We start from the raw sequence: 13579 nt of genomic DNA, 5'->3' as shown, positions 1-13579 counted from the left end.
AGACAATGGTGATCTCTCTCATTATACATATTAGTAACAATTACACAGAGTGTCATAAATTTATCGTGTGTCAATTGTCATAAAACTCAGACTGTAGTAAATATTGGACAGACGCTTGTGCTATCGAGTTAAATCTGAAGCTGGGTTGGTATCTGGTTGAAGATTCTGCACGTGTTCCACTACAAACGTTCACTCCTCCCGCAACGCCGGAAGCCGAAGCACCACTTCGGTCCCGCCCTCCTCGCGGGGATGGAAGGCGACGGTACCGCCGAGTTGGTCGACGCCCCACTTGACCAGCCAGAGACCGAGGCCGCTGGCGTGTCTGAGTTGCGTCTCGCCGTGGGCGTCGATGGCGGCGAGTTCGCTCGCGTTGATGCCGGGGCCGTCGTCCTCGACGCGAATCACGAGTTCGTCGGTCTCGTGGCTCGCGGTCACCGTGACGACCGGCGTCGCCGCTGGGTTGTGTTGGACGCCGTTTTCGACGAGTTCGCGGACGATGGGTTCGAGCGTGGGCGCACAGACGAAGTCGTGGGCGGGAAGCTCGTGGAGTCGGATATTCCCACAGGGGAACTCGGTGCGGACGGTGTCCGCGGCGGCCCGTATCTGAACGGCTACGGGGAGGAGACGGATGTCGTCGTCGCCCTCGCGGGTCGCGCCGAGTTTGCGCGCCTTCTGGCTGATGTTGACGAGCGTCGACGCGTGGTCGTGGAGGGTTTGGGCGTGGTCCCGCGCGTCGTCGAGTTCGCCGCCGTCGATGTCGTCCAAGACGAGGTTCGCGTAGCCTTCGAGGAGGTTCGCCTCGGTCCGGAGGTTGTGTCGAAGGACGCGGTTCATCACCTCGAGTTGCTGGAGGTTCAGCCGGCGGTCGGTCACGTCGCGGAAGACGAGCGCGTGGCCGATATCGCGGCCGTGGTGGTCAGTAAAGGCGCTCGTCCGGAGTTCGAAGTAGCGCTGTCCCGACCCGAGTCTGACCGTGAGGTGGTCCGTGTCCCGCTGGTCGGGCGAGAACGCCTCGATAACGTCGCTGACGGGGTTGCCTTTGAGCTCGGCGGCGGTGTCGCCGAGAATCCGCGCGGCCGCTTGGTTCACGTCGGTGACGCGCCACTTCGTGTCGGTGACGATGACCGCGTCGGTCATCGTCTCGACCACGCGTTCGCGGGCGACCCACCGGGGGACCGGTCGGGCTTCGAGGAGTTCGAACCGACTGACGGCGACGGTACACGCGAGGCCGGCGAACGCGAACGCCGCGGGGGTCATGTCAACCGCCGCGCCGTACAGTTCGAGGAGCGTCGTGGCGGCGTTTCCGAGCACGGGCATCAGCGCCCCGAGAACGAGCGTCGCGGCCTGAAGCCGGTAGATCGTCGGCATGTCGAACGCCGTCCGGAGGATGACGACCGTGCCGGCGAGCCACAGCAGGTAGCTGTATCCCAACAGGACCCAGTACAGCGGTCCCCACTCGGTCTGGAGGACGGTAATCGTCCGACCGATGGCGGGGACGACGGTGACCGAACTCCACATCAGGTGGTGTGCGGGGTTGGTCCAGACGGCGACGAAGCCGACCACGGGGAGAAACGAGAGGACGAGAAGCGACCCCGACGCGGTGAATCGGTCCCGACCGGCGTAGGCGAACGCGAAGAGGAACCAAGCGATGGGGGCCACGAGAACGCCGGCCCACTGGAGGTTCGCAAGGACGAGTTTGAGCGTCAGGTCCGCGACGAGGAGTTCCAACAGGTAGCCCGCCGACCACCAGCCGCTGGCGAGGCCGAACACGATGAGCCCGGTCGCGCCGGGCGTCGAGCGCCGTCGCCACGCGAACAGGGCGACGTAGCCGCTTACGACGCCGGTGATAACCATCAGGCCGACGACGACGACGATGAGTGAGACCGGCTGTATCAGCAGGCGTGCGCTGACGTCGCTTCCGAACACCAACTGTTCGAAGGGGACCCACTCGATGCTCGGGAACACTAACTGAATAGTCATTCACCAGGTGACAAAAACGTATTCGAGAATCTGAGCGGGGAGTTTCACCCCGATGCCGCCTCCGAACTCGTCTCAGCGGCGTTGTATCAGCGGTTGACGCGTCACGCGAGCGTCCCGCCGGTTCCGACAGCCGCGGCGACGACCGCGACACCGACGGCCATCAGCACGCCCTCGCCGTCGCGGAGCGTACAGAGTCGCTCGACCGACCGGGAGGACCCGGTGAGCGCGTGGGTAATCCACGTCGAATAGGCGACCGAAGGAAGGAGTGCGACCGGAGCCCACGCGGGGACGACGCCGACCCACGCCGCACCCGAGACGAGTCCGAGCGAGACGAGTTCTAACCCGTAGAGGCTCAGTTGCGTGCGGCGGACGCCGACGACCGTCGGCAGGGTCTCGACGCCGTTCCGGGCGTCGCCCGTCACGTCGCGGACGTTGTGGACTTCGACCGAGATGGCCGAACGGAGGAAGAACCAGCCCGCCGCGACGGCCGCGCCGGCGGCGTAGTCGGGTGCGGTCGCGGCGACCGCGAGCGGGATGAACGCCACGGGGACCGCCCACGCGAGCGACACCGTCGCGGTGTTGACGAGAAAGACGTCCTTGAGGCGGTCGACAGACGAGAACGGGACGAGCGGGACGGTGTAGAACGCGGCGACGACGCCCGGAAACAGCGTCAGCCCGAGGGCGTAGACGCCGCCGTACCGGACGGCGAGCCAGAGCGCGACGGCGACGACGACCACCGAGCAGGCGGCGTACAGCCGCGGGTGAGACGCCACGAAGGCGGTCCGTTCCGCGTAGTTCTCCGCGTCGGCGTCGAGGTCGGCGAGCTTGTCGAAGTTGTAGATGCCGATGGTGATGAGGAAGCCGACGACGAGGGCGGCGTTCGGCGTGATTCCGGCGAGCGCAGACGCGACGAACACCTCGGCGATGGTCGACGCGCCGAGGAACACCGAGCTGTGGACGACCGCACCGTACAGGCGAGTTGGAACGATTCGCATGGCACCTTCGTGTCGTGGCGCGAGCAGATTAGTTGTGAGCCAGGCAACAGTTTTCCCCGGGAATCCGGTTTTCGCTTGCGGTCGAACGTGTTCGGGACCTCGCTCATTCGGCTTCGGCGCGTAGTGGGACGTATGGAGACAGGGACAGCCGAGCGGAAAGCGCCGAACGCGACGGGTGCGGCGGATGCGACAGAGGACGCGACAGACGCGGCGTCGGAGACGGCGGACTCGCCAGAGACGACAGTCGAGGTCAAACTGACCGGACATGTCAGGACGGCCGCGGGCACCCATCAGATGGAGTTCACCTTCGAGGGCGAGACGCTCCGGGCGTTCCTCGACGCGTTCTTCGAAGCCTACAACGTGCGCGACCTCGTCATCGCAGAGCGCGAGGCGGACGCGACGACGCGGGGGTGGGCGCGGGTGGAGCGACCGCCGGGCACGTGGCGGAAGAACCCCGAAGGAGAGCAGACGCAGCCCTACGCTCGCGTCCTCGTCAATGGCGTGTTCAACGAGAACCTCGACGGCTTCGACACGCGACTCGAAGACGGCGACCGCGTCGCGCTGATGAAGCCGTTTCTGTACTGTGTGTGAGCGGGTTCTGCCGAAATGCAGGCGCGACTCCCGTCCTCACGGAGCGACGCAGACCGAACGCCGAGTAGCGTTACCGAGCGGGTTGCCTTCGTTCGCACGGCAAAGTCAATCGGCTCGGAGCGTGACAGATTTCGCTTCGTAGTCTTCGAGAATCGCGTTCTGTCCGCCGACGCTCACCGCACCCTCGTCGGTCTCGAGCGTTAGACTCGTCTGCAACGTGTATTCGTTCGTCGGTGGGTTGACGAGCGCTTGGCTAATGTTGCTGACCCGTCCGGAGACCGTCTCTCCGTCCTCTGTCTCGATGTCTGCCCAGATAGCTGTCCCATCCTTCTCGTGGAGTATCGCTTGGAAGACTGCTTGTCGGAACCAGTCGTACGTCTTCGGGAGTGGGTCCGGGTCGGTGATGAACACCTCAGTTCCGGCCGGCCAGTAGGCACTGAAGAACATCCCGTGAATCGAACCTGCAAGGTGTTTCTCAGAGACCGCCACACCGTCTCCAACGTCGTGTGTTCCGGATAGTAAGAGCGCGTCGCCAACTAAGGCCGACTGGTGGACCGACGGATTCGTCGACTGCGTATCCGTCGCGAACATGAACAAGATGTTCTCGCTCCAACAGCGAACGACGTCCGCAACACCGCTGAAACGCTCCCGTGCCGTCGAGGGGTCGTCAACACCTTGCACTAACAGGAATACGAGCACGTCCCGCTCTCTGGCAGCCTGTAGCTCGCGTTCGATATCCGGATAGACGCGCTCCGGAATCGCAACGATGACCTCGCGTTGAGCTTGTGAAATCGCCTCTCGAAGCCGTTTGAGAGCCGTCTCGTGGGACTTCACCATCTTGAGCTCCGGCGTCTGTGGCTTCGTGTCGTTGAACCGGGTATCCAGCACCGGTGTAATCGAGTCGATTCGACTCGATAACGCAGCCATCGACTCTTTTGGGGGAACTGCACGAATCGTCTTCGGCGAGGCGTGGTCGTTGACACGGACCAGACCACGGTCTTCGAGTCGGTCAGTAATGGTGTAGACCGCCTGTTGCGAGACGTCCGCCGCTTCCGAAATCGCACTTGTCGTCGCTTCGCCTAAGGACAACAACGCGAGGTAGACATCGATCTCTTTGTCCGAGAATCCGAAATCGCCCAGTTCCGCTCTGAGCATCGCGTCGTTTTCCTCACCGCGCTGAGACATGATAGTGGTAGGTAGGGGTCATCGATTTAATTGATTGTTCATCTGTCAAGGTCCGAAGAGATTGTCGTGGCTGTCTGTCTCGTCGATTCAGAGGAGCTGTTTCTCGTGTTCGTCGAGTTCCTGTTCGCCCCCTTCAGTCCGCATCGAACGCCACCCACGAAGCATCTGGCGAAACTTCGGAACGTACGTCCGTCGACAGTCGCGGAAGAACGCGTAGATGCCGTAGGCCCAGAAGAAAAACAGCACCGTAACCGCGCTGACGTACACGATAGTGAGTGTCTCGAGCATTGTCAGTCCTCGACGGTGGTACGCTGTTCGCTCGTCGCTGTGCTGCGGGAACTCACGAGACCGTGACAGTGGGCGTCGCCTGACTGCTGGTCGAACAGATGGAGATTCGCACGGTCGAAGCGAACTGTGACTGGTTCTTCCTCTGAGAGTTCGACGTCGGGGTCGACGCTCATCAGCAACTGGTCTCCCTTCCGTTGCGCTTCGTCCATGGTCGTGGTCCCACGGGAGCCGTGGGTGAGGTAGACGAAGATTTCGTTACCCATCGGCTCGATGACGTCAGTAACCGTGTCGACTGGTTTCGTCGGGTGCGCGATGCTACCGGCTTCGTCGGTGAGATGGACGTCTTCTGGTCGAACGCCGAGCGTTACCGGGTCACCGACGGAGACATCGAACTCAGTCGGGTCGAATTCGACGGAAATGAACTCCGACTCGAAGCCGTCGTGGCCGACTTCACCCTCGATGAAATTCATCGATGGTGACCCGATGAATCCGGCGACAAAGCGGTTCGCTGGTTCGTTGTAACAGGTTAGCGGTGGCGCGATTTGCTGCAGTTGACCGTTGTTGAGGACCGCAATACGGTCGGACATCGTCATGGCCTCCGCCTGGTCGTGTGTCACGTAGATGATGGTCGTGTCCAGTTCCTTGTGCAGGCGCTGGAGTTCGGTTCGCATGTGAACGCGAAGCTTCGCGTCGAGGTTTGCGAGCGGTTCGTCCATGAGGAACGCCTCTGGCTCGCGGACGATCGCCCGGCCGATGGCGACGCGTTGGCGCTGACCACCGGACAGTTCTGCGGGTTGCCGGTCCAACAGCTCGCCGATCTGGAGGATATCCGCTGCTCGTTCGACCCGGCGGTCGATCTCCTCCGTCTCGAAGTCGCGGAGTCGCAACCCGAAGCTCACGTTGTCGTAGACGTCCATGTGCGGGAACAGCGCGATGTTCTGGAAGACCATCGCGATGCCCCGGTCTTTCGGCGGGAGCTTCGTGACCTCCTTTCCAGCGATCGTAATCTCGCCCTCCGTCGGGAGCGTGAGACCAGCAATCGTCTCCATCGTCGTCGATTTCCCACAGCCCGATGGCCCAACGAGACAGACGAATTCGCCGTCTTGGATGTCCAAATTCATGTCGTTGACTGCCGTTACGTCGTCGTACTGCTTCGTCACGTGTTCAAGTGTAACATTTCCCATAGTGAATCACTCCTTGACTGCGCCGGCGGTGAGACCGCTGACAATTTTCTCTTGTGCGACGACCACGATGAGCGCGACCGGGAGAATCCCGATGAGGCTCGCAGCCGCCATGTAGTTGTACAGGCTGGTGTATTGGCTCTGGAAGGCCAGAATGCCCCACACGAGTGGGGCACCGTTCTCAGGCTGCCCTGTCGTCATCAGGAACGAGAAGAAGAACTCGTTGTAGACGGCGATAAACGTCAGAATCCCGGCAGTCGATAAGCCGGGTGCCGAGAGCGGCATGATGACTCTGAATAGTGCGCCGATTCGCGTCGTCCCTTCCACGCGTGCTGCGTCCTCGAGTCCGTCCGGAATCTGGCTGTAGAACGTCGTCAGGATGAAGACTGACAACGGCAGGAAGAGCCCGCTGAACGGAACGATGATCGCGCCGACCGTGTTGAACAGGTCCGGGCTGTGAAGCCCGAAGAGCACCACGTTCCCGGTGAAGAGCTTGAACAAGGGGAGGATGAACGCCGCTGGTGGGAAAAACGAGATTACCAACAGCAACAGCAGTAACCCGCCCTTCCCACGGAAGTCGAGCCGTCCGAACGCGTATCCCGCCAGACTCGAGACGAGCAGGACGTATGCCGTCGTCGTGATGGCAATCACGAAGCTATTGAACATATACTGGTGGAGGGGAACCGTCTCCCACATGTCGACGAAGACGGAGATGTTGAATCCGCGTGGAATCGGACCCATGTTCACGATGAGGTCATTCGGCGTGAGTGACAACACCACGAGCCAGTAAATCGGGAAGAGCGTCGTGAACATGAAGAAGATGAGCGCGACGTAGAACATCGCTTTGTGTACCTTCCCGGGGTTCTCGATCGCGCTTTTGACCCAGTTGGTGAAGGGCCCCCCACCGTCTTCGGCGTCGGTGTTCTGTGCGGTCGTCATCTATGCACTCCCTCCAATTCCTCTGAGGCTATCCACGAATTTTAACAGGTACACGAGAATGAACGCGCTGATTATCAGTGCAGTAAGGAAGGCCAGCGTCGCTGACGTCCCGTAGCGGTTCGACCGGAACGCCGAGATGACGAGACAGGTCATCGACGGAACTGTGCGACACCCCGACAGCACCTCGATGACGCCGTACACTTTCAGCGCACCCAGCGTGCGGAAGAGCATCCCGACCAGCACGGCCGGGAGCACCAACGGGAACGTGATCAGCTTGAATCGTTGCCAGGCGGTTGCCCCGGCGACTTTGCTGACGTCGTAGAGACTCCGGTCGATGCTCTGCATCCCGGCGAGGATGATGAGCGCCATGAACGCGGAGGTCTTCCACGCGTCAGTGATCGTGATTAAGATGAGCGAATCTTGCGTGTTCGACAGCGGTGTCGACGAGAAGAGGCCAATCTCCTGCAACGGAGCGACCAGAAACCCGATGCTCGGTTCGAACAGGAGGTAGAACATCATCCCCTGAACGACGACGGGGACTGCCCACGGGAGGATAATCGCCATCCGGACCCAGGCACGGCCACGAAACTCTTGGTCGAGGACTAACGCTTGCGCGAGTCCAACGACTGTCTCGAGCGTGACGCTCCCGATTGTGAAGGCGACCGTGAGGCCCACGGCGTACCAGAAGGACCCCGGTAGCACCGCGTTGCGCTGGCCGGTCAGCACGTCCACGTAGTTCTGCATGCCGATGAAATCACCGACGGAAACGCCAGTGAGGGCGTCTGCGTGAAGTGACATGGTGAACGTGTCTACCAGCGGCCAGAGTGCAACCGCACCCACCATGAAGAACGCCGGCACCAGCAGGAGGTACGCGTACAGCTCTTCGGGGAGGCCCTCGAGTTTGTTGGTGATGACGTAATCCGGGCGTGGAAAGCCGCTCGACTGCTTGTTTTCAGTTGCCATAGGCGATCAGACCGACTGCTCCTCGATTTCTGTCAGCTTGCCCGCGAGCTTGTCCATCGCTTGTTGTGGTGACTCGCCGCTGCCCTTCTGTAGTGCCTTGTTGACGGCGCTGGCAATCGCACCAGACTGGTCTGGCCAGGCGGTGGTCACCGGCCGTGGGATCGCATTGCTGCCCGCAGTTTGCAAGGCGTCCATGTAGCGTCCCATGACGTCGACATTCCGTGCTTCGTCGGAGTTGAACACCTCCGGTTTCGGCGGTAAGAAGCCGAGTGTCTCGAACTGCCACAGCGTGAACTCTTTGGACATCTTCGCTTTCAGCACTTCCACCACCGCGTCTTTCTTCTGTGAGTTCGGGTTCACAACGGAGTTCCACCCGCCAAGCGCGGATGCGGTTCCGCCAGTCCCGTTGTACTCGGCCTCGCTCTCTTTGACACCGTACGGCAGCGGCATCACGCCTAGCTTGTCACCGAGCGCATCTTCTGCCCCGCTTATCGCAATCGCGTATGGCCAGTTGCGGTGCATGACCGCGTTGCCGTTGGTGAACGGTTTGCGGGACGTTTCTTCGGTCCACCCGAGTGTCGCGGCTGGAGCGATGTTCCCGGGAATGTCCATCCCGTGTTTGTCGTCTGTGCCGTGGATGAACGACCGAACCATCTTGATCGCGTCCACGGCTCCTTTTTTGTTGACCGTGACCGGGCGTTCGTTTACCGGTCCGAATAGATTCTCGGACCCACCGAAGTAGGCTCCACCCCACGTCGTCATCCATTCGTTGAAGTCACAACAGGCCAGTCCCCCGTAACTGTCCGCTTGGAACGTGTAGCCGTACTTGATGTCGTTCTGCGCTTTGATGTCAGCAGTAATCTCGGCAAACCGCTGCCAGCTCATCGGTTCGGTTTGCCAGCCATCGGTGTCGTATCCCGCGTCCTCGACGAGGTCCTTCCGGTACTGTATCGTCGGGAAATCCGGGAACTCCGGCACCCCGTACAGGGTCCCGTCAGGAGCACTTGCGGACGCGACGCTCGCCTCGAAAAAGTCGTTCTTGACGGTGCTGACCGTGCTGCTGTCCAACAGTTCTTCCAGACTCTGTACTTGCCCCCGCTGTATGAACGGAATCGTCCATCCGGAGTCCATCGTGAAGATGTCCGGTTCTTCTCGGCCTGCGGAGAGCCACGTGCGGTACTGACTGAGCAACTGGTCTGTTGTCGACGGGCCGTCCACGATTTCAACGTAGATATCTTCCGAGAGCCCCGCGTTCCACAGCGCCTCGCGAAGTTGGTCCTTGACCGCTGGTGATTCGTTGGAACCCACGCCAGCGTACTGGCGAACGACTGTCTGGTCCGAATCCGCCTTCTCAGGCTTGTCTCCACTTCCTCCGCCGAGACACCCCGCGAGCCCCGTCACGCCGCTCGCCGCTCCGACCGCTTTGACGAATCGGCGGCGCGAAACCGGCGACTGTGCTGAGTTCTCGTTGCTATTGGTTCCCATGGTGCATCTACGATTGTGATAGATGGCACAATAAAGATTCTGAATCAAGCAGTTGATTAAGATTCTAGCTAGGATTAAGTGGTCGCCTCTCTTCGGCTTTGACGAACGGGAGCGTCGCTCCTCGACCGATTACCCGATCATGAGACGACAATACCGACTCCGACAGCCGCAGACAGCATCGACGACGCAGTTCGCATGGAACTCGCCGCGAACAGACCAGCCCGACGGTTCTGCATCCGAGTCGTCGATTGACGCGGGTGAGGTCCAATGAACGGGGCCGCAGTCGTCGAACACAGCACTCAATCGTGGTGGAAAGAAGCAGTCGTCTATCAGATATACCCGCGCAGTTTCAACGACTCAAACGGCGATGGAATCGGCGACATCCCCGGCATCACCGAGAAGGTCGAGTACCTCAACGACCTCGGGGTGGATGTCGTCTGGCTCTGTCCGGTGTACGACTCGCCGAACCACGACAACGGGTACGACATCCGCGACTACCGCTCCATCATGGACGAGTTCGGGACGATGGCCGACTGGGAGGATCTGCTGGAAGAACTCCACGAACGAGACATGCGACTCATTATGGACCTCGTGGTCAACCACACCTCCAGCGAACACGAGTGGTTCCAGCGCTCCCGACGGCGCGAGGGGAAGTACGAGGAGTACTACTACTGGCGCGACGGCTCACCGGACGAACCACCGAACAACTGGGAGTCAATCTTCGGCGGTCCGGCATGGTCCTACGACGACGACCGCGAACAGTGGTATCTCCATCTGTTCGACGAGAATCAGCCCGACCTGAACTGGCGCAACCCCGATGTCCGCGAAGACGTCAAAGAGATGATCACGTGGTGGCTGGAGAAGGGAATCGATGGCTTCCGCATGGACGCGATCAACTTCATCTCGAAACCCGAGGGACTTCCGGACGGCGATCCTGATTCACGACTCGTCGGTCACGAACACTACGCTCACGGCCCACACATCCACGAATACCTTCAAGCGGTGTACGACGATACCCTCGCGAACTACGACACCATGACCGTCGGCGAGATGGGCGGGACGAGTATCGACAAAATCGCCGAGTACCTCGGTGAGGGAAACAGTGGGTTGGACATGATGTTCCAGTTCAACCACCTAGCCGTCGACGATGGACCGAACGGACCATGGAGTCTCGATGGGTGGGGAGAGTGGGAACTCACGGATTTCAAAGAAATCGTCACCCGCGCACAAGACGAACTCGCCGCAGAATTCTGGGAGGCACTGTTCCTTGGGAACCACGATGTTCCCCGAATCGTCTCTCGCTTTGGCGATGACGAAGAGTATCACGAGGAGAGCGCAGCACTCATCGCTACCTTCCTGCTGACGCTGCGTGGAACGCCATACATCTACCAAGGCGAGGAGATCGGGATGACGAACGCCGAATTCGACACGCTCGACGAACTCGACGACGTGATGACTATCGGGAAGGTCGAAGAACTCATCGACGCGGGTGCTATCGACTCGTTCGAGGAGGTACGTGGCCTGGTCAACTACCTGAGCCGCGACCACGCACGGACACCGATGCAGTGGTCCGACGACCCTCACGCAGGGTTCACCGACGGTGAGCCGTGGTTTGGCGTCAACGACAACTACTGCGACATCAACGTCGATGCGGCACTCGCCGATGAGAACTCCATCTGGCGCCACTATCAGTCGCTCATTTCACTCAGACACGAGCTGGACACGCTCGTTTATGGCGAGTACGAACTCTTACTGCCCGACCACGAGCAACTCTTCGCCTACACGCGAACGCTCGGTGACGAGGAAGTACTGGTCGTTCTCAACTGGTCGGACGAACCGGCGACGTTCGACGCTGCGGACATCGACCCCAGTCGTGCTGAGATACTGCGTTCTAACTACGAACAATCACCGGAGAACCCACGCGAACGGGAGTTCCGGCCGTACGAAGCAGTTCTCTATCGGCTGTAACGGAGTCACTCGACAGGTCGGCGTCCCAGTCTGGCGGGTGATGCGGCGCCGGGTCCTCGGTGTTCGACCGTGTCGTCCCACCCCGCTGTCCGACCGCCGCAGGACTAACGTCCTCGGCCGACAGAAGACAGGTATGTCATCGCCCTCTACGGACGACTCGACTCGTGAGCGCGGCCCGGACGAGGCGTTCTGCCGCGACTGCGGCGCGGTCATCGACGCGCGCGCCGAAATTTGCCCCGAATGCGGGGTCCGCCAGCGCGACCCGCCGAAGTCGTCGGTCGACTCGGCGCTCGACGACCTGTTCGAAGGTGGCAACCCCTTCGTCGCGGCGGTGCTGTCCGCGATTTTCCCCGGTCTCGGACAGCTGTACAACCGCGAGCTCGAACGCGGCCTCGTCTTCGCGGTCGGCTTCATCGTCGCCTCCGTCTCGGTGATGGTCTTCATCGGCTTCCTCCTCGCGCCCGCCGTGTGGCTCTACGCGGTGTACGACGCCTACACGCGTGCCGAACTCCGGGCCGAGGAGCTACGGCGGGAGGCCGAGCGGGGACAGGAGACGGAGATTTCGGTCAGCGAGGCGGACGGCGAGGAACGCGAGGAATAGACGCGAAGGTTTTGGAAAACCGAGTTCGATGAGTTTTGTCGGCTACGCCGGTGGCCGCTCTGGAGTCCTCGGTAACCGAGACTAATCAGACAACGTGGCTCTGTTGAAACCATCTGGTGCTGATAGTTTTCTGAAGGTGTGCTGAATACAGAGCGCGAGTCGGTCAGCGGATGTACTATGGCAGGATGAACCAGGTGTGTGTTCCTGCGTTCGATTGTACTTTGTTCTCTCAATCGGGATCTCGGGAGTACGCTGCTGATCGCAAGAATACCGAGAAAACGGAACGAGACTCACGAACAGACAGCGAGTAGAGTGATTTTGCTCGTCCGTTAGTCGGCTTTGGTCTCTTCGAGGAACTGTCTCACTTCATCGAGTTCTGGACATCCACCGAACTGATTGTCACAGATATAGAGAAAGACGCCTCCGTTGGAAAGTTCTTCAGCATGTCCAGCGGGAATCGACAGCAACCGTTCACGACCAATCTGGTCTGTGAGGTTAGCATTGTAGAATGTTATTGCCTGCACAGGACGATCGAGTAACTTTTCGTCATCTGTCGGGACCACGGGATTATTTTCGTTCGTATACGTTCCATAGACGAACCCCATTCGTTCGAATAGTTCTTTTGCAGCCTCGACGAATGCGTCGTGCGATTCACTATCTGGAACAGAGTTCCGATGTGTCCGCAATTCGACCCTGCATCTATCTTCGGCCACCGGGCGGATAATTAGTTTGAATGGGAAACCACGACTCGGGGTGAAGTCGAGTGACACTATGAGAGCAGTCGTCTCTGGGTCAAGCTTCTGATACTCTTCGAGAATCTCTCCAATACGTTCAGTACACTCAAACTGAGCAGGTTCGTTCACATAGTCTGATTCACTGGTCACTCTGTTAGACACCATATAGTTCCCCGGTGCGGCACTCGTGTTATACCGTGCCCCCCGTGACACGAGAAAGAATAGCACTCGGCTAGCGAGTGTTGAGTCGGGCGCATCAGTATGCACGAACGTGAGATTCCACTCCATAGTCTCACTCGTCTTCGACGGCCTTCAGGTCGAGCCGCGGAGCAAACGACTCGTACGTCTCGTCGCTCGAAACGATCGTGTCGCCATCTGATTCGACGAGATGGAGCGCGTCGAAGGGCGTGAACCCGTGGTCTTCGACGTAGGTCGCAGCTGTGACAACGGTGTCCACGTCACCACGTACTTCCAACAGAGCAGCGGCATTTGTGACAACTCGCTCTGTATCTCGTTCTTCACGATATGCAACCATGAAGAGTTCGATGAGTGTGAACTGAGACGTCCATAGTTCGTCCCGGTGGTCGCGATATACTTCCTCTGCGGCGTCACCAAGCCAGTCTTCGCCCTTGATGAGTGCCAGCAGGAAATCCGTCTCCGCGTACATTC

At 60.1% G+C, this 13579-nt stretch carries 13 protein-coding genes; 3 read left to right on the top strand and 10 right to left on the bottom strand.

The window, feature by feature from the left end; all coding sequences use genetic code 11:
* Positions 1–189: 189 nt before the first annotated feature.
* Positions 190–1965, bottom strand: coding sequence for a histidine kinase N-terminal 7TM domain-containing protein (locus NKF06_RS06660; RefSeq protein WP_253244921.1), 1776 nt, complete (start codon positions 1963–1965; stop codon positions 190–192).
* A gap of 116 nt (positions 1966–2081) precedes the next feature.
* Positions 2082–2975 carry a UbiA family prenyltransferase gene (locus NKF06_RS06655; RefSeq protein ID WP_253244899.1) on the bottom strand — a complete coding sequence of 298 codons (894 nt, stop codon included), beginning with the start codon at positions 2973–2975 and terminating at the stop codon, positions 2082–2084.
* A gap of 132 nt (positions 2976–3107) precedes the next feature.
* On the opposite strand from NKF06_RS06655, the gene NKF06_RS06650 reads away from it, so the two are divergent.
* Positions 3108–3566 carry a MoaD/ThiS family protein gene (locus tag NKF06_RS06650; RefSeq protein WP_253244898.1) on the top strand — a complete coding sequence of 153 codons (459 nt, stop codon included), beginning with the start codon at positions 3108–3110 and terminating at the stop codon, positions 3564–3566.
* 105 nt (positions 3567–3671) lie between these two features.
* Here the strand turns inward: NKF06_RS06650 and NKF06_RS06645 are convergent, their stop codons facing one another.
* From NKF06_RS06645 to NKF06_RS06620, 6 genes are all read right to left on the bottom strand, one after another.
* Positions 3672–4751: a TrmB family transcriptional regulator gene (locus tag NKF06_RS06645; RefSeq protein ID WP_253244897.1), complete on the bottom strand. Its 1080-nt coding sequence runs from the start codon at positions 4749–4751 to the stop codon at positions 3672–3674.
* 87 nt (positions 4752–4838) lie between these two features.
* Positions 4839–5039: a hypothetical protein gene (locus NKF06_RS06640; protein ID WP_253244896.1), complete on the bottom strand. Its 201-nt coding sequence runs from the start codon at positions 5037–5039 to the stop codon at positions 4839–4841.
* Positions 5040–5041: 2 nt separating this feature from the next.
* Complete coding sequence (locus NKF06_RS06635; RefSeq protein ID WP_253244895.1) at positions 5042–6223, bottom strand: ABC transporter ATP-binding protein; 1182 nt, start codon at positions 6221–6223, stop codon at positions 5042–5044.
* A 6-nt stretch (positions 6224–6229) separates the two neighbouring features.
* Positions 6230–7159: a carbohydrate ABC transporter permease gene (locus NKF06_RS06630; RefSeq protein ID WP_253244894.1), complete on the bottom strand. Its 930-nt coding sequence runs from the start codon at positions 7157–7159 to the stop codon at positions 6230–6232.
* On the bottom strand, positions 7160–8002 hold the full coding sequence (locus NKF06_RS06625) for a sugar ABC transporter permease (protein ID WP_253244920.1): 843 nt from the start codon (positions 8000–8002) through the stop codon (positions 7160–7162).
* Positions 8003–8128: 126 nt separating this feature from the next.
* Positions 8129–9607 carry an extracellular solute-binding protein gene (locus NKF06_RS06620; protein ID WP_253244893.1) on the bottom strand — a complete coding sequence of 493 codons (1479 nt, stop codon included), beginning with the start codon at positions 9605–9607 and terminating at the stop codon, positions 8129–8131.
* 267 nt (positions 9608–9874) lie between these two features.
* Between NKF06_RS06620 and NKF06_RS06615 the strand changes: the two genes are divergently transcribed.
* Together NKF06_RS06615 and NKF06_RS06610 are read left to right on the top strand one after the other, a co-directional pair.
* Positions 9875–11575 (top strand): alpha-glucosidase, encoded by a 1701-nt coding sequence (locus tag NKF06_RS06615; RefSeq protein WP_253244892.1) that lies wholly within the window; start codon positions 9875–9877, stop codon positions 11573–11575.
* A gap of 133 nt (positions 11576–11708) precedes the next feature.
* Positions 11709–12176 carry a zinc ribbon domain-containing protein gene (locus NKF06_RS06610; protein WP_253244891.1) on the top strand — a complete coding sequence of 156 codons (468 nt, stop codon included), beginning with the start codon at positions 11709–11711 and terminating at the stop codon, positions 12174–12176.
* A gap of 329 nt (positions 12177–12505) precedes the next feature.
* Here the strand turns inward: NKF06_RS06610 and NKF06_RS06605 are convergent, their stop codons facing one another.
* Together NKF06_RS06605 and NKF06_RS06600 are read right to left on the bottom strand one after the other, a co-directional pair.
* Positions 12506–13060, bottom strand: coding sequence for a hypothetical protein (locus NKF06_RS06605; RefSeq protein WP_253244890.1), 555 nt, complete (start codon positions 13058–13060; stop codon positions 12506–12508).
* Between the two features lie 142 nt (positions 13061–13202).
* The gene (locus NKF06_RS06600) at positions 13203–13577 is read right to left on the bottom strand and encodes a PIN domain-containing protein (RefSeq protein WP_253244889.1); all 375 of its coding nucleotides are present in this window, start codon (positions 13575–13577) and stop codon (positions 13203–13205) included.
* Between the last annotated feature and the right edge of the window lie 2 nt (positions 13578–13579).

Source organism: Haloferax sp. AB510 (genome assembly GCF_024136985.1).
Classification (GTDB): Archaea; Halobacteriota; Halobacteria; order Halobacteriales; family Haloferacaceae; genus Haloferax.
The sequence above is the reverse complement of the archived record's forward strand: the minus strand, read 5'-3'. Positions and strand labels throughout refer to the sequence as shown.